This window comes from Psychrobacter sp. APC 3281, assembly GCF_030407815.1.
In the GTDB taxonomy this organism is placed as follows: domain Bacteria; phylum Pseudomonadota; class Gammaproteobacteria; order Pseudomonadales; family Moraxellaceae; genus Psychrobacter.
The window spans coordinates 190644-215769 of record NZ_JASDCS010000001.1; the positions used below are offsets into that span (position 1 = coordinate 190644).

Consider the following 25126-nt stretch of genomic DNA (forward strand, 5'->3'; position numbering starts at 1 on the left):
TATGTTAAGAATTAAGACGTTAGCAGCGGTCTAAATCATTAAGTACAACAGACCTAAAACAAACAAAGCGGCCATGATAAACAGCAGGAAACTTAACACTTTGGTTGTGGTTGACGCAGTGTCCGTGCTCTCCTTTTTGATTTTATTTTTCTTAGCAACGTATAGCACCATTTTTACATGCTCGATATTGTCCTCGAGGTAGTGCTCGCCTTCAGGCACAAAACCTAGCGACTCGTAAAAGCTAAGTAAGTAAACCTGTGCCGAGATGATAATCGGACGCTTTTTACCGTACTTTTTGCGGCACTGTGCAATAGCCTGATTCATCATCTGCCGTGCTAGACCATCACCTCTATGCTCTGATAGCACAAGTACTCTACCGATAGCAGGCATTGCAGTGTGGTTGGTCTTAATGGCAGGATCGGCTACTGATAAGTTGGATTTTAACTTGTTGAACTCAGGTGGGATAATACGGCAATAGCCCACCAATGCTGCATTTTGATGAGCGATTAGGTGCAAGCAATCAAAATCAACTTCATCCATATCTTGATAGGCACAGTTTTGTTCGACGACAAACACTTGCGAGCGCGCTTTTAAAATATGATAAAGATCAACTGAGGTCAGCTCGTCAAAGGTTTTTAAAGAAAATTCACAAGTCATAGTGGGCTAGCTTCTGGCAATAGGCAGTAAAAGATTGGCATTATAACGATTTAGGCAAGCATTAACCATTCCTAACCGTTTAGGGTCTGGCTGATTTTGTCTAAGTTTAGGCTATCAGACATAGCGCTAAAGATTTCAAAGTATTTGCCGCGTTGGGCATAAAGTACCTCGTGGGTACCTGTCTCGACGACTTCGCCATTTTCTATCACCACGAGATCGTCGGCATCGATGATTTGAGCGATATTGTGCGAGACCATAATGACGGTACGGTCTTTTTTAATCAGATCTAGGCTTTTTTTGACCTGCTGACTGGCGATGGCGTCTAGACTGGCTGTCGGCTCGTCCAAAAACACAATAGGTGGGTCTTTTAAAAACATCCTTGCCAGCGCGATACGCTGCTGTTGACCACCTGATAATGACTTAGCAGTGCTCTCATAGCCATCAGCTAACCCTATGATTTGCTCGTGGATAGAGGCTTTTTTTGCAGCCACGATAATGTCATCTTCGCTAGCATTCATATTACCATAGCGGATGTTTTCACTGATCGTACCCGAAAAAATATGATTACTCTGTAGGACTAGGCCGATGCGCTGACGCAACTCATGGGTATCACAGTCAGCCAAATCATGCCCATCTAGGCAAATCGTGCCAGCGTCTGGGGCATAGAACTTGACCAATAGATTGATAATCGTGCTCTTTCCTGCGCCAGAAAGGCCAACCAACGCAGTGATACGATTAGGCTTGATGGTAAAGCTGACGTTTTTTAGCGCTTGCGTGCCATTAGGATAGGTAAAATCAACGTTTTTAAGCTCGATATGACCTTTGAGGTTTTCGCTACTGATGCCATCGATGTTTTCGACTTGTTTATCGTCTTCTAAAATATCGAAAAAACCTTCGGCATAGGTCAATGCATTATTAATCTGGTCGTAGATGCGGTGTAATTGACGGATAGGGGCGGCGACGTTCTGAAACAACATGACATGAAATAAAATCATGCCAATGGTCATCTCACCTTGTAGGACAAAATAAGCGGTGAGAAGGATGATAACCACCACACCAATCTGCTCGATAAAGGTTTTGATGGCATCATAAATAAAGCCAATACTACGAATACGCAGTTGATTGTCCGTCATTTCCTTTTGAATGGCTAAGTGCTTTTCAGCCTCGATAGATTCACGGACAAAGGATTTCACCACGCTGATCGAATTAATCAAAGAGATCACCAAACCGCTTTTTGCTTCTCGAAACCCACGCATCTGCCGACGAAACCCTTGCAAACGGCGTGCTTGCTTTTGGCTGATAAAAAAGTAAATAGGTATGATAATAAGACCGACCATACCAACCCAAAAATTGGTCGAAAACATGATGATAAGTGCCACAATTGCATTGGCAAATAGCGGTAGCATATCGATAAAGAAGTTTTGCACGAGGCTGGTTAAACTGCTAACCCCATAATCGATACGGGTTTGCAATTTACCACTGTCATTTTCACTACTGGTATAAAACGCCATCCGGTAAGTAAGGATGCGCTCAATGATTTTTTGAGACAGGTCACGAGATAAGTTAATACGAATCTTTTCACCAAAAAAACGCTGACCAAAAGAGATAAATATCGACAGGATCTCTTTGGTCAGGAGGACCGCACTAATAATCCCTAGCATGCGCAGACCTGCCTGCCATGGCTCGGCAAGCGTGGCAATTTCGGTCAACGTATCAACGGTATAACGTAGTACAAATGCATTGACCTGTGCGGTAAAGGAGCCTAAGGCCGTCAGTGCTAAGGTGGCGATAATAAGCAAGCGATAAGGTTTAGCAAATACCGCCAGTTTTTTTAGAATACCCCACAGCAGTGCCCGCCGTTCTTTCTTTTCGACTGGAGCTTTCTTGTCTAACTGTACACGGCGGGGTTGGGGAGATGTTGGCATAAAACTCTATCGCAAATTGAAATAAGCCATGGCTACGCTTAAAATGCATCCGCTGGCACAAAAACTTCACCAACCATGATACGCCTTGCTGAGCGGCTCATCGACACTTTTTTGGCTTGCCAGCGACCGTCGACCAGTTCAGTCTTACCACCGACGAGCAATGTACCTGATGGATGGCCAAAACGCACCTCTGTCAGCTCGCCATCGCCAGCAGCCTTGTTGACAAGTGTGCCTTGTGTGGTTGCTGCGGCGGCAATAGCGACGGCTGCTGTACCCATCATGGCATGATGCAATTGACCCATACTCATGGCACGTACCACTAAATCAATCTCACCTGCATCGACCGACTTACCACTAGAGGCCGTATAGCTCTGCGCTGCACCTACCCAAGCGAGTTTGGGAATGTGTTGACTGGTCTGTGCCTCGCTCACGTCTTTAAATAACCCCATCGCAACACCGCCTGTAGCACGGATTTTCTCAAGTTTGGCAAGTAGCTCACCATCGCTATTGATTTCACCTTGTAGTTCAGTGCCAGTAAAGCCTAAATCTTCTGCTTTCATAAAGATGGTTGGGATGCCTGCGCTAATAAAGGTCGCTTTGACGCTATCGGCATTTAAACCGCAGCCAGTTACATCGAAGTCATCGACCAACTTGCCAGTAGGGAACATGTCGCTGGTCGCATCTACAGGATCGATAAACTCAATTTTGACTTCAGCCGCTGGGAAGGTGACACCATCTAATTCAAAGTCGCCCGTTTCTTGAACCTGTACTTTATCATTTACCTCTTTATAGACTGGCACATGGGCAATAATCGTTTTACCGATATTTTCTTGCCAGATACGCACTTCACAAATACCGCTTTCAGCATTGTCATCGATGCTGTTAGTAATCTTGTCAGCATCAACTAGACCCATATTAATGGCGCAGGCACCGACGGCGGCGGTTAAGTTGCCACAGTTACCTGCCCAATCAATCATAGGCTTGGCGATATTGACTTGTCCGAACAAGTAGTTTACATCATGGTCTGGTCTGTCAGAGGCCGATAAAATAACCGTTTTTGACGTGCTAGAGCTGCCATTGCCCAAGCCATCAATTTGCTTGCCGTAAGGATCTGGGCTGCCGATGACACGTAATAGGAAATTATCCCGCGCAGAGCCTGCGACTTGGCAACGCTCAGGTAAATCAGATAATTTAAAGAAAGTGCCTTTTGAGGTACCACCGCGCATATAGGTAGCAGGAACGGATAGTTGCGGGGCAAAAGAGGGTTTTGATTTAGGATTGATTTTAGAATTAGTTTGGGCCACTGTATTAAGTCCTTTTTATATTGTTATAAGATTGGGTATGCTGCCATCAGCAAGTAAACATGTACGACTAAGAACGCTCGTTAATAATGATAGCGACAAGAGATAATCGTCAGATAATTATCATCGACGGCATATACCAATCGATTGGCGTCATCGATGCGTCTTGACCAAAATCCAGATAGGTTTTCTTTTAGGGGTTCAGGCTTGCCAATGCCTTCAATCGGATTACGCTTACATTCGGTGATGAGTTTGTTAATACGTTTGAGTGTTTTTTTGTCTTGCGTTTGCCAGTACAAGTAGTCTTTCCACGCAGCGTCTGTCCATGCTAGTTGCTCACTCATTATTAGACCCTTTGGATGGATTACAGTCTTTGAGTTCAAGCACTTTCAATATCGCTATCCGTATGCTCATTATTATCGCTGCTACCATCACCTTTATCACTATCTTCTGCCGTATCAATTAGCTCACGTGTAACAGTCTTGCCAGCTTTATATTGGGCAATAGAGTCCGCTAAGTGCGCCGCATTGGCAGGAGATTTTAATAGATAAACGGTTTCCATCAGGCTATTGTAATAATCAAGTGACATCACAACAGCATCATCAGCGTCACGGCGGGTCACGATAGTGGCGTTGGCATCATCATTTACCGTATCTAGGACAGACTTTAAGTGCTTTCTGGCTTCTGAAAAACTAACGACTCTCATGGCTTACTCCCTTCATGATATTTTGCATAACTTGTACAATATATAGTACATATTACGCCATTAATTAAGTAAACTCAATATTTAGCTACTATCTAGTACTTAGGAGTAAGTAACAAAACTCAGTGTATAGAACGCAAAAGCAAATAAAAGCCGATGTCATATAAGGTTATACAACATCGGCAACTTTTATACTTAATTGCTTATCACGCTAAAACCTAAAGGATAGCCTTAGACGATATCAAGCGTACCTTCGATAAACTCTTTAGCAAAGCGTTGTAGCATACCACCTGCGTTGTACATTTTGACTTCATCAGCCGTATCTAAGCGGCAGATAATAGGCGTCTCAGTGGTACTACCATCGGCACGATGAATCACTAGAGTCATCAACCCGCCAGCAGAGACTTCACCTGTGACATCAAAGGTTTCTGTACCATCGATATCTAACGTATGGCGAGTCGTGCCTTCTTCAAACTGTAAAGGCAGCGCGCCCATACCAACTAAGTTTTGACGATGAATACGCTCAAAGTCTTCAGCAACGACGGCTTCTACACCAGCGAGACGCACGCCTTTGGCAGCCCAATCTCGGCTTGAGCCTTGACCATAGCCATCACCTGCGATGATGATAAGCGGCTGCTCACGGTTCATGTAGGTTTCAATCGCTTCCCACATGCGCATGACTTGACCTTCTGGTTCGACGCGCGCCAATGAGCCTTGGATAACTTCGCCATCTTTATCGCGTACCATTTCGTTTAATAGCTTAGGGTTGGCAAAGGTGGCACGTTGCGCGGTTAAATGGTCGCCGCGATGGGTTGCGTATGAGTTATAGTCCTCAGCAGGCAAGCCCATGGTATCGAGGTACTCGCCAGCTGCTGATGAGCCAAGAATGGCGTTTGATGGTGACATATGATCGGTCGTGATGTTATCACCAAGGACTGCAAGCGGACGTAGACCTGTCAGTTTATTTTTCTTGGCCATTTTGCCTTCCCAATACGGCGGACGGCGAATATAAGTAGTCATTTCACGCCAGTCATATAATGGACTTAATGCCTTACCTGTGTCTTTTTTGGCTTCATCAAACATTGGGATATATACGGCATTAAATTGTTCAGGCTTAACAGCCGCAGCAACAATGGCATCAACCTCTTCATCATCAAACCAGATGTCTTTTAGATAGACGTCATTGCCGTTTTGGTCTTTGCCCAATGAGTCTTTTTCGATATCAAAGCGGATGTTACCAGCGATGGCATACGCGATAACCAATGGCGGCGATGCCAAAAATGCTTGCTTGGCGTATGGGTGGATACGACCGTCGAAGTTACGATTACCAGATAGCACTGCTGTGGTAAATAAATCATTATCGATGATTTCTTTTTCGATATCAGGGTCTAGCGCACCGCTCATACCGTTACACGTCGTACAAGCGAAGCCGACTACATCAAAGCCAATTTCTTGCAATTCTGGCATCAGCCCTGCTTCTTCTAGATACATTTTAACGGTTTTTGAGCCTGGTGCTAATGATGACTTCACCCAAGGTTTACGTAATAAGCCTTTGGCATTGGCGTTACGAGCGACAAGGCCTGCGGCCACCATGTTGCGTGGGTTTGAAGTATTGGTACAGCTGGTAATAGCAGCGATAATCACCGCGCCATCTGGCATCAAACCATCTTTTGGTTCAGGCAGTTTTTCGTCAGCGCCATGAGCGATACCTTTGGCTACCAAATCCGTAGTTGATACACGGGCATGTGGACGCGACGGACCTGCCATATTACGTACCACTGATGACAAATCAAACTCAAGGACGCGTGCGTATTCGGCTTTTTCCATGCCGTCAGCCCATAGGCCCGTTTGCTTGGCGTATTGCTCAACCAGTTTAATCTGCTCTTCAGAGCGACCAGTCAAACGTAGATAGTCAGTGGTTTGCTCATCGATATAGAACATCGCGGCAGTGGCACCATATTCAGGCGTCATGTTGGAGATAGAAGCGCGGTCACCGACACTTAGCTGGCGTGCACCGTCACCAAAGAACTCGATATAGGTAGAGACCACACCTGCGTCGCGTAAGAACTCAGTCATTGCCAGTACGAGATCCGTACCAGTGATGCCTTTTTGCAATTTGCCCGTTAATTTGACACCCACGTAATCAGGCAGGCGCATATATGACGGGTTACCTAGCATGACGCTTTCAGCCTCAAGCCCGCCGACACCGATTGAGATAACGCCTAGTGCATCGACCATAGGTGTGTGGCTATCAGTACCGACTAATGTATCGGCAAATGCAACTTCTTCACCCGCTTTATTGTGCACAACCTGTACGACAGGCGACATTTTTTCTAGGTTGATCTGATGCATGATGCCGTTACCCGGTGGCACGACGTTCACATTGTCAAAAGCGTACTGACACCAGTTGATAAAGTGAAAACGGTCATCGTTGCGGCGCTCTTCAATCGCACGGTTTTTCTCAAACGCATCGTCTTCAAAGCCTGCGTGCTCAACGGCCAATGAATGGTCAACGATAAGCTGAGTGGGTACGATAGGGTTTACTTTGGACGGATCACCGCCTTGCTCAGCGATGGCATCACGCAATCCTGCCAAATCAACAAACGCGGTCTGACCCAAGATATCATGACAAACGACGCGGGCAGGGTACCAAGGAAAGTCTAGATCTTGCTTGCCTTCGATATGCTGCTTTAGCGCATCGGTTAGCTCTTCTGGTGGGCAACGGCGTACTAGGTTTTCACACAATACTTTTGAGCAGAACGGCAGCTTGTCGTACGCGCCAGCTTCGATACTCTCGACGGCTTCTCGAGTATCAAAATAATACAAATCAGTACCGGGAAGTGGCTTTTTGAATTCATCGTTCATTGGTTGTACTAGGGCGTTGTCCATAAGTCACCTTTGGCTGTTGGCTAATTATAATAAGTAGTTAAGCGTTGATACTGGGTAAAAATTCATTCCTTTAGCAAAATCATCGTTTGCTTTTGTAGGCTTTGCTAAAGAAGCGATATTGAAAATTAAAATGGCGTGGTCTATAAAAAAGATAGTGTATGACGATTAAACCTAAAAAACTCATAGCAAGGCTCAATCATCATACCTTTATCAGCTAGCACTGCCGCTAGCTGATAAGATTACTTAGCAAAAATCATCTTAATAATTGCTAAATAACAGCCGTTTAACGAGCACTCATATCTGGAACTGGACGCAGCTCTTCACCAGTATATTCTGCACTTGGGCGAATGATACGGTTGTTAGCACGTTGCTCAAACACGTGAGCGGCCCAACCTGTCAAGCGTGAACAGACAAAGATAGGTGTGAATAGCTTGGTTGGAATACCCATAAAGTGATAGGCAGAGGCGTGGAAAAAGTCAGCATTACAGAATAGCTTCTTCTCACGCCACATGACTTCTTCACAGCGTACTGATACTGGGTATAGCACTTCATCACCAACGTCCGCAGCGAGCTTTTCAGCCCAGCCCTTAATCACCACGTTACGCGGATCTGACTCGCTATAGATCGCATGACCAAAGCCCATGATTTTGTCCTTACGAGCCAGCATACCCATCATTTCTTCTTCGGCTTCATCAGGTGAGCTAAAGCCTTCAATCATATCCATCGCCGCTTCATTCGCTCCACCATGCAATGGACCGCGTAGTGAACCGATTGCACCAGTAATACAAGAATGAATGTCAGATAAGGTAGATGCACACACACGAGCGGTAAAGGTCGACGCGTTAAACTCATGCTCTGCATAAAGGATAAGCGAGACGTTCATTACTTTTTCGTGTAGCTCGTTTGGTTTTTCGCCTTTGAGCAAATGTAAGAAATGACCGCCAATGGTGGCATCATCTGTATCGGTCTCGATACGTACATTGTCATGGGTAAAGCGATACCAATAGTTGATAATCGACGGGAAGGCAGCCAGCATACGGTCAGTTTGATCGTTTTGCTGAGCAAAATCAGTTTCGGTCTCAAGGTTGCCAAGCATAGAGCAGCCAGTACGTAGCACGTCCATTGGATGTGCGTCGGCTGGGATACGTTCAAGCACGTCTTTTAATGCTTGTGGTAGGCCGCGCAGGCTTTTGAGCTTAGCTTGATAGGCATCAAGCTCGCTTTGAGAAGGCAAGTTGCCGTATAACAGCAAATACGCCACTTCTTCAAAAATACATTTATCTGCCAGCTCTGATACATCGTAACCGCGATAGGTCAGACCAGAGCCTGATTTGCCAACGGTAGATAGAGAGGTTTTACCAGCGACTTGTCCACGTAGACCTGCGCCTGAAAGTTCTTTCTGTGCTGCCATGTTTACATTCCTTTTGTTGGTAGCTTTTTTGAGTGAAAAAGGTGTTTCTGATAATAAATTTATTGGTTAATGACTATAGCGCCAGTTTAGCGTTATGCAGGCTGTTCAGGCTGTTCAGGCTGTGGACCGTCTAAATCGACGTTACAGCGCTCAAATTCAGCTTCGATAGGGCCATTTAAGACTTCCATCGCGCTGCCTTCGCCTTCTGCATTGTTGATCTTCATATACTTGGCACCCAGTGGTGACTGCATAAATGTCTGAATTTCAGTCATTTCTTCTGGGGTAGGATCAGCCATTGGCGTTGCCTCTTCTTCGCCATTCATGACGCGCAATTGCTCATTGCCAAAAGCAAGTAATTTTTTACCCACGTCCGACGTATAAAAGTCATCTAACTCTTTTAACTCTGCATCGGTAAACTGACTCTTATAAAAACGATCGACTTCGGTTTTACCCAAATTTTTGTCGCGTGACTCAAGGCAGCTGACTTGCTCTTCACTGAGCGCACCGCTATTTATGATTGGTGCAAACAATAGGCTGTTGACGGTATCTAGCGTAATCGTCGTCATGATCAAGTCATTTTGAGCATCAGTCTCTGATGGCGCAGTTTCGCTTTCGCTAACCACAGTTTCGCTCGTATCACTGGCAGTATCGTCGACGGTTTCTGGTGTTTTATCACAGCCTGTCATGAATAACAGCGCCGCAAGCGTGCTACTAAGTAGTGACGTTTTAACAACAGTATTAGACGTAAAAAATGGCATAAATAACCTAAAGGTAAATAAAGACGGATTTTGAAACGATAAAGTCCACAAAGGTGGTTTATCGTTTCGGCGTTGCTACTTGGCAATTATTAGTTATTAACTACTTATTATCAGCAAATAGTTTGTCTAGTGTCTGCTCAAACTCATGATAGTTCAAGAAATCATAGAGCTCCATACGGGTCTGCATGGTATCGACGACTTTGTCTTGCGTGCCATCATCTAATAAGTGCTGATAAACGTTCAATGCCGCTTTGTTCATAGCGCGGAAAGCGGATAGTGGATATAGCACCATCTCGACACCCACACTATACAACTGATCGGTGGTATATAGATCTGTCTGACCAAACTCTGTCATGTTTGCTAGTACCGGAATATCCAACACATCAGTGAACTTACGATACATCTCGATATCAGTTAGCGCTTCTGCAAAGATCATGTCTGCGCCAGCTTCTTGAAATGCGACGGCACGTTCAACAGCAGCGTCCAAACCTTCTACTGATAAGGCGTCTGTACGAGCCATCACTACAAAGTCAGGGTCAGTTTTTGCATCCAATGCCGCTTTTAGACGATCAACCATCTCTGAGATACTAACGATTTCTTTGTTAGGGCGATGACCACAACGTTTTTGTGCCACTTGGTCTTCGATATGTACTGCCGCGACGCCTGCTTTTTCCATTTTTCTAATGGTTTGGGCGATGTTAAACGCGCCACCAAAGCCCGTATCGATATCGACAAGCAGCGGGGTATCAACGGCATCGGTGATACGGCGAGCATCTTCTAGTACGTTATCAAGGCTGGTCATACCTAGATCAGGTAAGCCAAATGACGCATTGGCCACGCCAGCACCAGAGAGATACAACGCTTGATGACCAACTTGGGTCGCCATCATCGCTGTATAGGCATTGATAGCGCCTGCAATCTGTAATGGCTGGTTGTTATCATTTTTTTGAGTGAGAGCACTGCGAAAGCGCGCGCCTGCTGAAGATGAAGTCATATGATTGTCCTTACATGGAGGGAATATATTCTAATTGTTGTAGCTGATTATACTTAATTATTCATGTCTGAAAAGTTTGGTTTTTTAATCAATAGTTAAAAATAATAATAAATAAATGTAGTATTTTTAATAGTATTCATAATTCAAATAGCATTATGCAGTTATTGGTAATTTCTCACAATAAATATTCATATTGCTTAAAATCACAGCTTTTAGAAGGTTATATTTTTTACATTTAGTTACAATTACTAAGTTCGCTACTTCATGGTTACTGTCTCATTAATTTAACGACACTCATCGAAAAGCCCCAATAGCTGAGCTATTAGGGCTTATGTTTTGCTTAAATAAGATTGTTAAGTGCTGAGTCTTATATTAAGCAAAAGCTTAAGCAAATAAACCTGCCATATTGGCCAAGAACAATAACGCGAAACCTGCTAAGAATATCAAGCCTGTGATAGACAGGGCGTTCATACCTGCTGACAGTTTCTTATGCTTTTTAACCAATGAGTAGTTTAACCAACCAAAGATAGGCGCAGAGACGAACGCCGATATCATGGCAAACTTAAGCATAGCGCCTAGTTGTCCTGTGAAGAAAGTGATAATTACTAGACCACCACCGATAGCATAGGTCGTCCAAAAAGCGATCTGCTTTTTATTGATTTCGCTTTCACCTTTTAGCAGACGCCAGCATTCAGCATTAGCACGTCCATAGCCATCAGCACAGGTGATGGTCGTGCCAAACATACACATAAAGGCGACGAAAGCGACCAGCAATCTCGACCACTCACCAATGGTTGCGGTATACATATTGATCAACTGGTTGATATAAGCACCGCCAACCAACTCAATCTCTTGTCCTGATCCATACTGGACAAACACACCTAATGATAAGAAGAACAACGCCAATATCGCTGAAACTGCATAGCCAACGTTAAAATCTAACAAGCCTTGGCTATGCGTGGTGTGATCTGCTTTGACTTTGGCAGAGGTCCACATAGAGGTAATTGCAGCAAACTCAAGCGGTGCAGGCATCCAGCCCATGAGTGCTACGATGAAGCCCAACGTGGCTAGGTTCCAAGGAGAGGCCGCCACAAAATCTACTGCCATAACGGTTGGCTTGCCAGCTGCAATAATGACCGCAGCGACGGTGGCCGTGGTAAGCGCAATCATAATCCACTTAGTCACACCATCGAGCAATTTATAATGCCCTGCAATCAAAAAGAACCAAGAGACCGCGACGATAATGAGAGATAACGCCATTGTCGACAGACCAAGTGAGGCTGGCAACATAAAGCCCAAAATTACGGCCGCAATAAGTGAGACCGCACCCGTACTAATAACCGCTGACAAGATAGAAAGAATAAAATATACCCAAAGATATAACTTTGAGCGTTTGGCATAGCCTGCAATCAAACTCTCGCCAGTATCGTAGACGTAGTCAGTTGCGAAGCGAAAAAACGGATACTTAAACACGTTAGCCAATACAATCATAATGGCCAATTGCCAGCCATAGATAGCGCCGGCCTGTGTTGACGAAATCAAATGCGAACCACCAATAGCAGCAGTCGCCATCAAAATGCCTGGGCCAAAGATGCGCCAGCTAAAGCCCTCTTGTTGCGAGGCAACGCTATCGTCAGTGGTACTTGGGTTGTTGAGTTGTTGTGTGGACATGAATACCTCGAAATGGTTAAAACAGCAAATTATCACTTACCTGTGTCAGCTTGCCAATGATCATGAAAGAACGTTCTATAAATCGTCTAAATATAAAACGATTTATATCGTATCGACTTTATCACACCAACACTGTCTAGGAGAATGATTATTCTAGTTATTATTACTATTTGTTTGCATTACTATTCTTGTTAGTTAGCATACTTATAAAATAATATCAATATCTAAAATGAATTATTTTTGGCGGTTCTTTATAACACAATATTCATCGGATATCTGCCCATTTAGGCCTGTGACACAAATTTTTGCTGCCGATAAGTGATGCCGCGCTGTTCGTAGACGTGATAAATGGCTGTGAGCAAGTCAGGTATTTTTGGGTGTACGAAGTCTTTGAGGGTGTGTAAATAAATAGGGGAGGTAACATTTTCATGAACCAAACGTTGGTAGCTGATCTGTTCCGTACGTACGGTTTGCAAACTGGCAGGCACCAATGTAATGCCTTCTCCTGCCGCGACCAGTCCCAATGCTACCTGCAAATCGCTGACTGTCGTGGTCATGAAAGGTGAGATGCCATACTGGGCAAAAAGATGTAGTAAAGGCTCAGTAATAGGCTCGCTAGATGCTGCTTCGTGAGTAGCAGCACGGTTGACTCTATTTGTAGATAACTTGTCGTTTGCTTGGGTCCTTGTCTCTGTCGTCACCGTGGACGATACTGGCAAATGTGTTTGGTGGTATAAAATTAAGCGATTGTTCGCTAGATCTATCAAGCGCTGCTTACGTACATTGGCAAGCGGATGTGATTTTGGCAATGCCACCACATAGCGTTCATGACGTAGCAGGATTTGCTGAATCCATGGATCTTGATGCGCGAATCGGCCAAAACCAACATCAATCTCACCAGACTTGAGGGCATCCATTTGTTGATATGAGCTAATATCTTTTAAATTAACGTCGATATCAGGGCTAAACTGTTTAAGCGTGGCAATGATTTCAGGCAACAGGCCGTATAGCACTGAGGGCACAAAACCTATATTTAAAACGCTGCTGGGTGCTGATAGGCGCTGAGTCATACTGGTCACCGTATCAATCTCGGTCAGTATGGTGCTTATTTTATCGTAGAAAAAACTGCCCGCTTCAGTCAGATGTAGTGGCCTGTGGTAGCGATCAATAAGCACGACGCCCATGTCAGTCTCTAACTGTTTTAGCAAGCGACTCAGGCTCGGCTGTGACAGTCCTGTTTTGGTGGCGGCAGCGCTAAAGCTGCGCAAGTCGGCAACCGCGATAAATGCATTAAGCTGTTTTAAATCCATACTATTGAGCCTGTCATAGTCTATGCTATCTCTACATAGATTAGTTCTTAAGGTTGATTTATCATATTATTTAGAATAGTTCTTATCAATATTAGCGCTATTCCATAAATTGTGCTTGAAGATAATAGGTCGAGCAACTATATTGTTGGCTAATAACACTGTTACACTATAGTAAGAAAATTCATTCTAGCAATCATTTAACACCAGTAGAAAAACTGGTTTGGTATTATTCTATGAGCGACGAAAAAAAAGACGCTGGCACCGATTTTGATGAAAAATTGGCTAGAATTATTGACCAAAAATCGCGTAAGCGTAATAACAATGACATCTACGAACGCTTTATTAATCGAGTTCATGGTTCTGAAGAGAACGATCAGGCTGAATTTGAAACACTAGAGAGTGCAAAGAACCTTGCCGCTTTCGAACCTTTGAGCACAGAAGAGTTGCAGCTGTTTGAAGATCAAAGCAGTGAGCAAGAATTATTGCTAGAAACAGAAAATGCTACAGCAGCAAACACTACCTCTGAAGCTTCAGATACAAATGTAGTATTTGAAAATATATCTGAAAATAATGTGCTGAATATCGCTAACGATAGCGACAGCATTAGTATCGATGTCAATGATGTCAGTTCAGATACAGAAGCCTCAGAATATATAGATCGCAACAATATGGATAGTAGCAATCAAACAGAGTCATCCTCTACGATTGACTATAGTGAATCTAACATAAATGAGATATCGGTTGATGATTCTTTAGACATCTCTTTAAACATAGAGAATGTGCCTGAATCAGTTATCGAAGAGCCAGTCATAGACAATAAAGTGATCAAAAGCAAGAAACCATTCATAACAGTTGTGGCGATTGGTTTAATCGTATTGATTGCTATTGCATTAATGCTTGTATTTTCAGGAGTCTTATCTACTTCTACGGTTGATAGTATAGACAACAGCACTGATGGTAATGTAGAGATAGACAGTACACCAGCTGTTAGTGCTGATCCAGCACTGTCTACTGATAGTCAAACAACTACGGATAGCGTTGACCCTGTAAGTACGCAACCAGCCACTACTCAGCAAGATGCTTTGGACAACAATAGACAGGACCTGCCAGCTGCTAATGAGCGAGAGTCAACTTCTGAAGCTCCTACACCAGAAAATGATGCCACTGTTATAGCTACTGAGGAAGCTGCCATAACTTATGAGGACTTTAGGCAAGAGTCACAGACCACCTTATACCGCGAAACCAACGATTAAAGGGGTTATGTTTTATACCATTTCAGAAAGTTAAATAACCGTCTATCAATTTATTCGAGACGTTCGTACTAGAAATTGTTGCAACACAATATAAAATTCGTATCATTATGTAAAAGGCGCGGTTATGTGCCATTGATGATATGAATTATACGGTACGCAACTATGAATGAATCAGAAAACGTGAATAATGATATCGAGCCAAAAAGCATCAGACCACGTAGTCTTGTTTTTGCTATTATCAGTGTAATCTGTATTGTTCTAATATCTGCCTTCTATATGTCTAACCGTATTTCTTCCACGCTATCTCAAGCGTCGCCTACTAATAACGGTTTAACAGTCAGCAATATTACTAAAGAGGCTAATCCTAATCAGACTGTACAACAGCATTCGAATAGCCAAAACCAGCCTAGCAAACCTATAGTTATTGACGGTCATGAAGATGACACTGCCATCAGCTATCATGACTTCAAGCAAGAAGCGCAAAATGTGCTATTTCGTGAGGAAGAACAGATCATACAAGCTAAGTACAGTACACATGGTATGACGCCTGCTGTCAGCGCTGCAGACTTTAGGATAGAAGCACATAAAACCTTATATCGTGAATCCAGTTATTAGAGCTGCTATTAGCACTATAAGATTATGATAACTATAAGTCAGTAAGTGAATAATATTAAGCCCCATTTCTCTTCTCTCATGTTTAGAGAGGAGAGAAATGGGGCTTTTTTTGTGGGCTCAGTGCTCCATGCTTTAGCTAGCTTGCGGATCATTTTAAGCCAGTTGCTTTTTGAGCGTTCGTAAACGGCTTTTAAACTCTGAGCGGTCAACATAACAGCCTTTAAGACGACGCTCACCGACATCAACCACCATTTGACCCGATGCTAGTTTTAACTCAATCTTATAGCGACTGTCTTTTAATCGAGCCATCAGCTCTCGATAAGCAAGGTAGTAGTCATGCATTACGTCACTTGGTAAATCAAAAACATCTGCAAGATGCGCGTTGTATTTGATTTCGACGATATTGCCAAAGTTGTCTAAATTGATGACGGAGTGGTACTCACGGATATCATGGGCAGTGTCATGAAAACGAAAGGGGATGGCATATTCGGCAAGCAAGTGAAAATACTCAGGCTGCTCTTCTCGTAACCCTTCTAACACCTTTAATCCGTCTACGAAAGTAGATTCGCCGCCTATGCTTTCATTACTCAAAAAATGCAAAAATTGATAGCCCGGAGGTAACTCCTGATTTGGCAAGTCGGTATGCAACGGTAATGATAGCGAGGTATAAGCTAAATTAATCGGCGACTTCTCTGATATGACATCAAAGGTCATACCAAAATTGGTCTGCCGCAGATAATCGACTCGCATGGCGGTCTGTACACCAGCGTCAGCGTCATCTGGCATATTATCAATGATGGTCAGCCCATATTTATCCAGCGCACTCATCCACTCATATAAAGCGCTGTCACTGGTCATGATGCTCTCGTTAGCGTTGTATCATCAAAAGAGACAGAGAGTGGATGGATATCTTTTGAGACACTCAGTAAATCAAAGCTACGCTCGCCAGTGTGCGGATGGAAAGCAGATGGGCAGTTATCACGCAGCCAAATATAGTGATACGTACTGTCAATACCATCATTCCAGCGTATTTGAATGGCGCGATCAATGAGCGCAACGGATTCTATTTGATAGTCAGTTGCTACGGCGATGTCTAGAGATGATGCTGATTGAGGCGTTTCCATTGGAGCAGACCCTACATATACATGAAGTAAAAATATATTTTACGGTATCTTGTTCGGATCGGTTATTCAAACAATGAATTACGAATCACCTAATAGGCAATATCAATCAACGTAGTACTAAACTGCGATTGATATCTGGTGAGATATTTTTTGAAGGGTTTTGAATAATATTAAGGCTTCGCGAACGAAGCCTTAATATTTAGCGACAATTGATATAAGCGTTCTGTTTATCCGAAAGCTAATTATTGAAAAGCTACCTTAACCAGTATTTCGTAACCCTGCAGCTAGCGCATTGATACTACGGATTAATGGATCTTCTACATTAAGGTCGCCATGTGCCAAATCGTTCGGGGTGTCCTGTTGTCTAGCACGTTTCAACAGCTCAATCTGGATATAGTTAATAGGATCTAGATAAGCGTCTCGCCACTGCAGGGATGAAGCAAGATTCTGCTGATTGGACAATAAAGAGTCTTGCTCAAGCAGAGAGTTGAGACCCGAATTGGTCAGCGTGTGTTCATCGGTGACCGCTGTCATAATTTTTTCGCGTAACGGCTCATCATCACACAGTTGACTATAGGCCTCGGCAATATTCATATTGGCTTTGGTAAAAGCCATCTCGATATTACTGATAAACACGCTAAAGAAAGGCCAATGCTGATTCATCTCTTTCATCAATGCTTCGTCTTTTTTGACGCTATCTAGCGCACTACCAACGCCATACCAAGCAGGTAGGGTAAAGCGTGCCAATGACCAGCCAAATACCCAAGGAATCGCTCGCAAAGTGGTCTTACTTGGTAGGCCTTTTTTGCGATGGGCTGGACGTGAGCCAATGTTTAATAAAGAGATTTCTTGTACTGGGGTGACCTCGGAGTAGAACTTATAAAACCCTTCGGTATGATCGGTCAGCTCGCGATAACGCTGCTCGCCAGCATCTGCCAGCTGTGCAAACAGCGCTTCATACTCTGGCAACTCAGTCGGTTGTACCACAAACCTTGTTGAGCAGGCTTTGAGTGTACCGGTGATCGCCATGGTCAGCTCAAACACAGCGGTATCTGTATTGGCATACTTGGCATAGAGCACTTCGCCTTGCTCAGTTACCTTAATCTGCCCATGCAGCGTGCCTGCTGGCTGTGCCGCAATGGCTTTGTGCGTTGATCCACCACCACGGCTCACAGAACCGCCTCGACCATGGAACAAGCGTGTTTTTATACCATATTGCTCAGCAATGTTATTGATGGTTTGCTGTGCACTATAAAGCTGCCATGCAGAGGTGATAATACCGCCGTCTTTTGATGAGTCTGAATAACCCAGCATAATCTCTTGCATGTTGTCCGTGTTCCGTAGCAGTCCACGATACAGTGGATTATCTAATACGGCAGGCAAGATTTTATCGATATTTTTGAGATCTTCGATGGTCTCAAATAATGGTGCGACAGGTAAGTCAGCAGACAACTGACCTTCGTCATCAATTCTGCATAAGCCTGAAAACCGCATGAGCAGCAATACTTCTAGTAGCTGGCTAGCATTATTGGTCATCGAGATCACATAGCTACCAAAAGTAGCCTGACCCACCAGTTTACGTAGAGTAGCAATCGAATTCATCAGTGACAATTGCTCACGCGTTTTGTCTGTCAGGTTGTCAGTATAGATAAGCGGTGTGCCTGGTTTTTCTAGCAATCGTGTGAGCCATTCTTGACGTTCGGTTTCGCTTAGCGTTTGATAATCAGGCAGGTTGGAGGCACTAGCAAAGATATCTGCAATTACTTCGCCATGGTATGACGACTCTTGACGGATATCGAGCGATGCTAAATGGAAGCCGCAAGTCTTTACTAGGCGAATGATATCTAGCAATAAGCCATCGCTATGTGCTGTATCATGTGTACTGACACTTTGACGGATAATGCGCAGGTCTTCTAGTAATTCTTCTGGATTGGCATAGGCATCTTTTTCAGCTTCGATATCCGTGCCTTTGCTTTGGATGCGGCGATTGGTTGCTTTGACTTTAGTCAGAATGATAGAGAGTAGGCGACGATATGGCTCATTGCCATAGTCATCGAGGTTATAGTCAAACACACGCTGATCGAGCTCATCATAACTTTTGATTTTGGCATATACGTCAGGTGAGACGGTGACAATGGTGTCACTATGAATCAGCTGTCGGCGCAGTTTTTTGAGTAGCACTTGATAGTGACGCAGCACGGTATCAGCATGCATCAATACAGCAAGTTCTGTGGTCTCAAAAGTCACAAAAGGATTGCCATCTCTATCACCACCAATCCATGAACCAAAGCTCATAAAGGCAGGCAGTGGATAGTCTGTAAGCTCCGGATAGATATCGACAATGGCTTTTTTGATATTACGATACACTTTAGGAATGGCATTGAACAAACTGGCATTAAAGTAATGCAAGCCATTGTTAATCTCATCATATACCAATGGCTTGCGCGTGCGTACTTCATCAGACGACCATAATAGATCAATCGTTTGCGCCGTTTGCTCTTTGGCTTGCTCGTAGGCGAAGCTGTTTTCAGACACGTTGTTTAAAGCATCGCTATGCGTGAATAGACTTTGTAAGATATTCATCGTGGTACGGCGACGCGCTTCGGTAGGATGCGCCGTAAATACAGGTGTAAACTTTAGCTGATCAATCAGCTCTTGCATTTGAGCAGGCTCGATATTGCGTTCACGACACTCAAGTAAGGTACGACGAAATGATCCTTCCCAGCTTTGCTCAGACTGCATACGCTGCGCATGACGCTGCTCACGCAAGTAATTCTCTTCGCTTAGATTGGCTAGGAAAAAATAGATAGAAAAGCCGCGTATAACGTTTTTTAAGGTTTGATTATCCAAAGAAGCAATAAAATCGATAAGCTGCTGTTTATGTGCCTCATTTGGCTCACGACGCTGTTGAATAAAGCCTTTGCGCAGCGTCTCAATCGTCTCAATCGTCTGCTCACCAGATTGGCGAGAAATAGCATCACCTAATAATGAACCCAACAAGCTGGTGCGTTTACGTAGTACGTTGTTATCTAGTGTCATCTTCAACCTTCCTATCAAATGAGTGGATACAATACTATGGTTATCTTATACGTAATATCCTTATGGTTTTTTGCAATTTAACATAAATAGGTGAGGCCTGCTTGATGTTGATAGTCAATTGTTTGGTTTATTGACCTTTATTATGCTATTGCTCATGTCTGGCTTAGTTTATTTTTAATTTTCTTTGTATATTTAAGAGATCTTAGTACAAGCTTTTCATGTTTACGCTTTAGCTTTAGAATGGTCTTATAGTTTACTTATCTCGCAGCTCATCTATATAATCCGCCCAATCTTGCATCATCTGTACCCTAGTGTCGATTTCATCAAGTCTGTTGTAAGCCCCGCCATGTGTGTCTTTTATCCTGTGACCTAGCTGTAACTCTGTGACGATGTCAGAATAGCGTAGCTCAGGCTGTTCCATAAGCAAGGTTTTAGCGGATGCTCGAAATCCATGCGCACACTGCACATCTTTGTATCCAAGCCGGTGGAATATCTGTACCAACGTCGCTTTACTAATATAAGCATTGCTTGAACCGCGCATCGAGGCAAATACATATTCCTTATGCCCAGTAATTGACTGAATGTTTCGTAATCGCGTAATCACTTGCGTGGCTAAGGGAACAACTAAGTGCGAGACCATATCGTCACGACCTTCGCCTTTGGTCGGGGAGAATGCCCATGTGTTATTGTCCCAATCGATGTCATCCCAACGCATCGAGCGCAGATCGATACTACGTACAAACACATAAGGTAATAAATTCATAGCCTCTAGTGTGATCTTGCTTGCACCTCTAAAATCAGACATATCTTTTAGAAGCGTCGCAAATTGATCTGGTTTGGTGATGGCTGGCAAGTGATTGCCTGAATTGGCAGGTGCAAGCTCACCACGGGTATCAATTGCCACATTTCTATCGCACAACCCTCGAGCAACAGCAAATGAAAACACTTTTTCAGTATATAGACGAGTGCTTGCACCAACGAAAGTTGCTTGATTTTCATTGTTTTGAATCGACTCGCACACACTCAGTATCATCTCACTGGTGATATCGTCCATTCTTAAATCACCAATTTCTTGGCACATATATCCTAGACATAAATCCCAAAACTTAAGGGTTGACTCACTGTATGACGGTTTTTTAGATTTACTTTGATTGCGACCTGCTGTTTTGTGTTCTCGCCATGCTTGAGCAACGTCAGAAAATGGTGCGTTTTTTAGGTGAGTATATTTGTTGGTTTGCTCTTTTTGCTGGATAGCTTTTGGGTCAGAGCCTTTTGCGACCATATCAAGAATGGTGTCTGCTTTATATTTAACCTCATGTAGACTAATATCCTCAATCTTGCCCAACATCATCCTAGGGCGTTTGCCCTCGATATGCGGATGGGAATAACGTAAGTAGTATTCCTTTTTGCCATTTGGATAAATACGAAGACTTAAGCCAGCCACACCTGAGACACTGACAGAATAATCTTTGTCTCGGCATTCGAGCTTGTTGATATCGTTTGCAGTGTCGATAGCCATAATGTATATCCGTCATATGATAATTAAAGTTAATGATAGGTTTATGATTGATGACTTATAAAAAATCTCTTCTGTAGAAAAATATAGAAATATTGGACACTCTCATGGACACTGGTATTCGCTAATATTATTAGTAAAACCTTATATAATAATAGTTTTAACACTTAATTATCCCCAAGGTTCACTTGGGGATAATTATAGCATAGTGGCCAAATAGTGAGTAGGCCATACGCTGAATGGGTTACACGGCATTTCTACCAGTTATTTCGATACATAGTTAAATGCGATTATCGTTTCCATGATTGATTCGGCAAGGAGTTGAGCATATTCTCTACAAAACACATGCTCCTGTACTCGCACAGAATATAAAAATCAGGGTCATAGTACTGTTCTGTGCAAATTTAGAATGCACCAATTTTGAGGGGTTTATAGAAAATATATAACGAAAGGCTGAATATATTAAAAAATATCAATAGATAGCTCATTCATCTTAAAAATAGCTTGGTAACAATAAATAGAGGGCTACTGTTTATAGGTAGATAAAATTCATCACTCTGCAAGAATAAATAGCGTCAGTTCTAATGATTTAACAGTCTGTCTATGATTTAAATTTAAAAGGTTATACGTGATGACTTGGGTATAGCGTTTGAAGGCTAGATAAGATTAGAAATATTCGAAGGAGTTATATCGTTTGGCTGAGTTTTTGCAATTTAATCTATTTTGGCAAAATTAGAAGATATCTAACCATACAAATGATGGTTATCAAAAATAGGCTATTAGCATATCTATATTAAAGACTTAGCCGGTGGACACGGATAATAAATAAGCTATCGCAGACGAATAGCCATGATCATATCGAAGAAAAAGCTAATGATGGGTTTGGATGTAGCCATTCGTATTATCGCAAATCATAAAATATTAATAACCAGTCATACAGAGCATTCAAACCTTAACGTCTAATAAAACGTTAAATGATTGACGTAATAATATACCTGTCAGAGATGTTTAGAAGTAAAACTGATCAAGCGTGAACTATCATCCAAAAGATTCGGTTGAATTAACAGGACAGAGTTAGTCGGTGAGAGCTAAATAGTTTGGTAGGATGTTTATACCTAGCAGTATCAGAAATGTATGATCGTCATGATTCTATAGTTAGTAAGGCTTAAACCTACGACCTAATAGACCTTATTTAACATAATATACATTATGCGAAAACAAACCAACGGTTTTAGTAGTTAGGCGAAAAACCATTTACACCATGTCATTCTGATACCTTAACTCGGATTTGATATTAGTTATAGACTTTTACTAACGACAAGTTTCAAGCAAATGCTGACGTAACGTTTTGTCATCCTGATCTAAAACCACATCTGCAACTTGGCAATTTTTATCATTATCGTCACATGACAGCTCATAATAAATATCGCTACCTTGTGCCAAGCTAACCTGAACCAATCCTTGATCAGTTATTGAAAACTTTTTGTCTTGCTTATAGTCAGGATCTTGCGAGTTCCAAAGTACATCGTAATCTATATTGCAGGACGTCTGAGTTTTATCAAAATATGCTTGCTCAAGTTGCATCGCTGCTTGCAAGTCAGCATCAGCATATTGCTGCAGCACTACAGGATTACTCATACCTTGGTCATCAATATCTTGTTGGTACATTTTCGTGATGGTCGCAATCTTTATATCAGCCATGGCATTTTGTTTCTGATCTACTTTTGATACATCCGTTATAGCGTGACCGACAGGCATCAGTCCTATGGTCAATAGTAATGTCAGCGATTTATATGTTGGCATCTTATTCTCTGCGAGCTTTTATCCTATAAGTGTTACCGACTATTACATCATACCTATATTCGGACTCTGCTGTATTATCGTATCATTCAGGTTTACTTACTAAAATATCGATTACATAACGCTTTTATGGTATTTTTTACCAGTTCCCATGACAATTTATAGTGATGTTTCTTTCGCTAATAACTGTGCTAAGGATAATTTTATGATGACATTACCTGCTTTTTTTAAGGAAAAATCTGCAACATTAGTCTCTAGCGGCCTTCTGTTATTCACGCTAGCTGCTACGGGTTGTCAGTCTGCTTCTGAGTCCAGTGAAGCCATTGTATCTCAGCCAACCAGTAGCTCATCAACACCTAGTAATGCTGATATCAGCCAGCAAACCCTTAGGCAACAAGCGTTACGTATACAGCGCGCACTGGCAAATAAGGACTTTTCTAGAATCACTAATGATATCCATCCAACACGTGGCGTTCGTTTTTCGATGTACGCTTATGTACGGCCTGAGTCAGATAAAGTCTTTAGCCGCGGGCAATTTGCACAGTATTTACAGCAGCCTAACATTCAATTTACTTGGGGCGAAAAAGACGGTACTGGCGATCTATTGGTCACGCCGTTGCCTGCTTATCTGGATACTTGGGTGGATGGCAAAAAGTTCAATAATGCTAGTATCAATGTCAATGAATTCAAAAATAATGGTAATTCTATCAATAATTTAAAAGAAATATACCAAACATCAGATGTTATAGAATTTTATTATAAAGGCACGGATGAGTATGATGGTATGGACTGGCGGGTACTACGCTTGGTATTTGATGAGTATCAAGGCAAGCGTTACCTAGTGGCTATCATTAATGACCAATGGACGGTTTAAGGTGTAAAGAAAGATTGCCCGACAACTTTTATAAGGCTTGTTTAAAGTGACAGCTTACTCTATCTGGATATAAATGCTATATATATTCAATTAAAGATATATAGCGGATTGTGCTACATGGTTTTTGGTATAGTTTTTAATGACAAGCTTTGTTACTAGCCCTCTAACGACAACATATTCATAATCAATTTGATCAAAGTTTCTTTTTGGTTGGGGTCAGACTCAGCGACCAGTAAGATTAAAGCTGCAAGCCCAGTATTATTGATGACCATGTCGCCTTTATTATTCAGCAGTCGGTGGTTACGGCGTAAAAAATCCACGAACAAAAAAGCGCCGCTGCAGTGCTCAACGTCTAAATTGCACGCCTTGAGGAGATTTGATGCGATAACCGACTGATATAACCACGTCTAAGTCATAAAAAGTCACCGGACGGTCTGAATTTGCAATATGCTTATGCTGTCTTAAATACAGCTTACTATCACCATCCCTATAAATATCACTTATAACGGCGTCTGACGAAAAAATTTCACCATAATCTCATAAATATCCGGATAAGCATCAACTAGCTTTTGTGGGGTCTCAAAAAACACTTCACTGAGAACGGCAAAAAATTCTGCAGGATTGGTTGCGCCATACCGATCAAGCCCTGACTTGCGATGTGTTTGAAAATCTTCAAAATCGCGACTCATAATCTGAGTCCAGTTTGCAGGATCCATATCAGGTTGCATCGGTGGAAAACCATTGGCGCGGCCGTTCATCATATCGAGCTTATGTACAAATTCATGAATGACAACGTTGTGTCCGTCACGTTCGCCTGAGTACTTAGCGTCCTTCCATGAGAGAATGACAGGCCCTCGCAGCCATGCTTCTCCGCTACGGTGCTGAGTGCCCTCATGGACGATACCAAACTCATCCACCGTGGTGCTAGCACTCTTGTACGAGCCAGGATAAATGATGATGGATGACCAACCAGCATACCAATCAAGGCCTAAGTTTAAGATCGGCAAACATGCTTGCAGTGCAATCGACTGTCTGACAGCATTCGTAATTTCAAAGCCTTGTGCGCCTGTGATGGACTTATCAGCCAAAAACAATGTCGCGAGCTCGAATAAATGCATCATCTCGTTAACACTTAATCTGTCGAGTATCACGATACGCTCAGCCGCTTGTATCCAATCGGCATGGGTAAACTCGCTATTATCTAGTATGCGCTGCTCACGCCAATCTTTTATGATGCCAAACATATACGCCACCCCTATTCTTTTAATATTTCACATACATTGGCA

Annotated in this window: 21 protein-coding genes and 1 pseudogene; 3 read left to right on the forward strand and 19 right to left on the reverse strand. The window is 42.8% G+C overall.

Annotated features, from left to right (window positions below; all coding sequences use genetic code 11):
- Positions 1-30 precede the first annotated feature (30 nt).
- The 11 genes and pseudogenes from QL886_RS00785 to QL886_RS00835 all read right to left on the reverse strand — a co-directional run bounded on the left by QL886_RS00785 (position 31) and on the right by QL886_RS00835 (position 13619).
- Positions 31-657, reverse strand: a complete 627-nt coding sequence (locus tag QL886_RS00785) for a GNAT family N-acetyltransferase (RefSeq protein WP_057760177.1) — start codon at positions 655-657, stop codon at positions 31-33.
- 71 nt (positions 658-728) lie between these two features.
- Positions 729-2582, reverse strand: a complete 1854-nt coding sequence (locus tag QL886_RS00790) for an ABC transporter ATP-binding protein (RefSeq protein WP_290177331.1) — start codon at positions 2580-2582, stop codon at positions 729-731.
- Between the two features lie 38 nt (positions 2583-2620).
- Positions 2621-3886, reverse strand: a complete 1266-nt coding sequence (gene prpF / locus QL886_RS00795) for a 2-methylaconitate cis-trans isomerase PrpF (protein ID WP_290177332.1) — start codon at positions 3884-3886, stop codon at positions 2621-2623.
- Between the two features lie 80 nt (positions 3887-3966).
- Positions 3967-4230, reverse strand: coding sequence for a Txe/YoeB family addiction module toxin (locus QL886_RS00800; RefSeq protein ID WP_356625634.1), 264 nt, complete (start codon positions 4228-4230; stop codon positions 3967-3969).
- Between the two features lie 110 nt (positions 4231-4340).
- Positions 4341-4589: pseudogene (locus QL886_RS00805) on the reverse strand (type II toxin-antitoxin system prevent-host-death family antitoxin); the annotation flags it as partial.
- A 228-nt stretch (positions 4590-4817) separates the two neighbouring features.
- Positions 4818-7451: a Fe/S-dependent 2-methylisocitrate dehydratase AcnD gene (acnD, locus tag QL886_RS00810; RefSeq protein ID WP_290177460.1), complete on the reverse strand. Its 2634-nt coding sequence runs from the start codon at positions 7449-7451 to the stop codon at positions 4818-4820.
- Between the two features lie 307 nt (positions 7452-7758).
- A complete protein-coding gene (gene prpC / locus QL886_RS00815; protein ID WP_290177334.1) occupies positions 7759-8886 on the reverse strand; it encodes a 2-methylcitrate synthase in 1128 nt (375 codons plus the stop codon).
- A 92-nt stretch (positions 8887-8978) separates the two neighbouring features.
- Complete coding sequence (locus QL886_RS00820) at positions 8979-9644, reverse strand: DUF2059 domain-containing protein (RefSeq protein ID WP_290177335.1); 666 nt, start codon at positions 9642-9644, stop codon at positions 8979-8981.
- Between the two features lie 100 nt (positions 9645-9744).
- Positions 9745-10638, reverse strand: coding sequence for a methylisocitrate lyase (gene prpB / locus QL886_RS00825; protein WP_114700000.1), 894 nt, complete (start codon positions 10636-10638; stop codon positions 9745-9747).
- Between the two features lie 384 nt (positions 10639-11022).
- Complete coding sequence (locus QL886_RS00830) at positions 11023-12210, reverse strand: divalent metal cation transporter (RefSeq protein ID WP_290177461.1); 1188 nt, start codon at positions 12208-12210, stop codon at positions 11023-11025.
- Between the two features lie 383 nt (positions 12211-12593).
- Positions 12594-13619, reverse strand: a complete 1026-nt coding sequence (locus QL886_RS00835) for a LysR family transcriptional regulator (RefSeq protein ID WP_290177336.1) — start codon at positions 13617-13619, stop codon at positions 12594-12596.
- 233 nt (positions 13620-13852) lie between these two features.
- On the opposite strand from QL886_RS00835, the gene QL886_RS00840 reads away from it, so the two are divergent.
- The gene (locus tag QL886_RS00840; RefSeq protein ID WP_290177337.1) at positions 13853-14872 is read left to right on the forward strand and encodes a hypothetical protein; all 1020 of its coding nucleotides are present in this window, start codon (positions 13853-13855) and stop codon (positions 14870-14872) included.
- 162 nt (positions 14873-15034) lie between these two features.
- A complete protein-coding gene (locus QL886_RS00845) occupies positions 15035-15487 on the forward strand; it encodes a hypothetical protein (protein ID WP_290177338.1) in 453 nt (150 codons plus the stop codon).
- Positions 15488-15640: 153 nt separating this feature from the next.
- Here the strand turns inward: QL886_RS00845 and QL886_RS00850 are convergent, their stop codons facing one another.
- The 5 genes from QL886_RS00850 to QL886_RS00870 form a co-directional block, all read right to left on the reverse strand.
- Positions 15641-16345, reverse strand: coding sequence for a TauD/TfdA family dioxygenase (locus tag QL886_RS00850; protein WP_290177339.1), 705 nt, complete (start codon positions 16343-16345; stop codon positions 15641-15643).
- Positions 16342-16611 carry a gamma-butyrobetaine hydroxylase-like domain-containing protein gene (locus tag QL886_RS00855; protein ID WP_290177340.1) on the reverse strand — a complete coding sequence of 90 codons (270 nt, stop codon included), beginning with the start codon at positions 16609-16611 and terminating at the stop codon, positions 16342-16344. Before QL886_RS00855 ends, QL886_RS00850 begins: the two co-directional genes overlap by 4 nt.
- 258 nt (positions 16612-16869) lie before the next feature.
- Complete coding sequence (gene ppc / locus QL886_RS00860) at positions 16870-19650, reverse strand: phosphoenolpyruvate carboxylase (protein ID WP_290177341.1); 2781 nt, start codon at positions 19648-19650, stop codon at positions 16870-16872.
- 253 nt (positions 19651-19903) lie between these two features.
- A complete protein-coding gene (locus QL886_RS00865) occupies positions 19904-21169 on the reverse strand; it encodes an integrase arm-type DNA-binding domain-containing protein (RefSeq protein ID WP_290177342.1) in 1266 nt (421 codons plus the stop codon).
- 1308 nt (positions 21170-22477) lie between these two features.
- Positions 22478-22969, reverse strand: coding sequence for a hypothetical protein (locus QL886_RS00870; RefSeq protein WP_228707021.1), 492 nt, complete (start codon positions 22967-22969; stop codon positions 22478-22480).
- A 202-nt stretch (positions 22970-23171) separates the two neighbouring features.
- On the opposite strand from QL886_RS00870, the gene QL886_RS00875 reads away from it, so the two are divergent.
- A complete protein-coding gene (locus QL886_RS00875) occupies positions 23172-23840 on the forward strand; it encodes a hypothetical protein (RefSeq protein ID WP_102090718.1) in 669 nt (222 codons plus the stop codon).
- Between the two features lie 155 nt (positions 23841-23995).
- Here the strand turns inward: QL886_RS00875 and QL886_RS00880 are convergent, their stop codons facing one another.
- The 3 genes from QL886_RS00880 to QL886_RS00885 all read right to left on the reverse strand — a co-directional run bounded on the left by QL886_RS00880 (position 23996) and on the right by QL886_RS00885 (position 25084).
- Complete coding sequence (locus QL886_RS00880) at positions 23996-24160, reverse strand: hypothetical protein (RefSeq protein ID WP_257020034.1); 165 nt, start codon at positions 24158-24160, stop codon at positions 23996-23998.
- 25 nt (positions 24161-24185) lie between these two features.
- On the reverse strand, positions 24186-24266 hold the full coding sequence (gene rhuM, locus QL886_RS13000; protein ID WP_356625636.1) for a RhuM family protein: 81 nt from the start codon (positions 24264-24266) through the stop codon (positions 24186-24188).
- Between the two features lie 74 nt (positions 24267-24340).
- Entirely contained in the window at positions 24341-25084 is a 744-nt protein-coding gene (locus QL886_RS00885; RefSeq protein WP_102090720.1) for a M90 family metallopeptidase, read from the reverse strand.
- Positions 25085-25126: the final 42 nt, after the last annotated feature.

Coding starts and splice junctions, on each gene's coding strand:
- QL886_RS00845 (WP_290177338.1), top strand. CDS start 15,035: ATGAATGAATCAGAAAACGTGAATAATGATATCGAGCCAAAAAGCATC.
- QL886_RS00850 (WP_290177339.1), bottom strand. CDS start 16,345: ATGACCAGTGACAGCGCTTTATATGAGTGGATGAGTGCGCTGGATAAA.
- QL886_RS00870 (WP_228707021.1), bottom strand. CDS start 22,969: ATGCCAACATATAAATCGCTGACATTACTATTGACCATAGGACTGATG.
- QL886_RS00875 (WP_102090718.1), top strand. CDS start 23,172: ATGATGACATTACCTGCTTTTTTTAAGGAAAAATCTGCAACATTAGTC.
- QL886_RS00835 (WP_290177336.1), bottom strand. CDS start 13,619: ATGGATTTAAAACAGCTTAATGCATTTATCGCGGTTGCCGACTTGCGC.
- ppc (WP_290177341.1), bottom strand. CDS start 19,650: ATGACACTAGATAACAACGTACTACGTAAACGCACCAGCTTGTTGGGT.
- QL886_RS00865 (WP_290177342.1), bottom strand. CDS start 21,169: ATGGCTATCGACACTGCAAACGATATCAACAAGCTCGAATGCCGAGAC.
- QL886_RS00855 (WP_290177340.1), bottom strand. CDS start 16,611: ATGGAAACGCCTCAATCAGCATCATCTCTAGACATCGCCGTAGCAACT.
- QL886_RS00885 (WP_102090720.1), bottom strand. CDS start 25,084: ATGTTTGGCATCATAAAAGATTGGCGTGAGCAGCGCATACTAGATAAT.
- prpC (WP_290177334.1), bottom strand. CDS start 8,886: ATGGCAGCACAGAAAGAACTTTCAGGCGCAGGTCTACGTGGACAAGTC.
- QL886_RS00830 (WP_290177461.1), bottom strand. CDS start 12,210: ATGGCGACTGCTGCTATTGGTGGTTCGCATTTGATTTCGTCAACACAG.
- QL886_RS00840 (WP_290177337.1), top strand. CDS start 13,853: ATGAGCGACGAAAAAAAAGACGCTGGCACCGATTTTGATGAAAAATTG.
- QL886_RS00790 (WP_290177331.1), bottom strand. CDS start 2,582: ATGCCAACATCTCCCCAACCCCGCCGTGTACAGTTAGACAAGAAAGCT.
- QL886_RS00820 (WP_290177335.1), bottom strand. CDS start 9,644: ATGCCATTTTTTACGTCTAATACTGTTGTTAAAACGTCACTACTTAGT.
- prpB (WP_114700000.1), bottom strand. CDS start 10,638: ATGACTTCATCTTCAGCAGGCGCGCGCTTTCGCAGTGCTCTCACTCAA.
- acnD (WP_290177460.1), bottom strand. CDS start 7,451: ATGAACGATGAATTCAAAAAGCCACTTCCCGGTACTGATTTGTATTAT.
- QL886_RS00785 (WP_057760177.1), bottom strand. CDS start 657: ATGACTTGTGAATTTTCTTTAAAAACCTTTGACGAGCTGACCTCAGTT.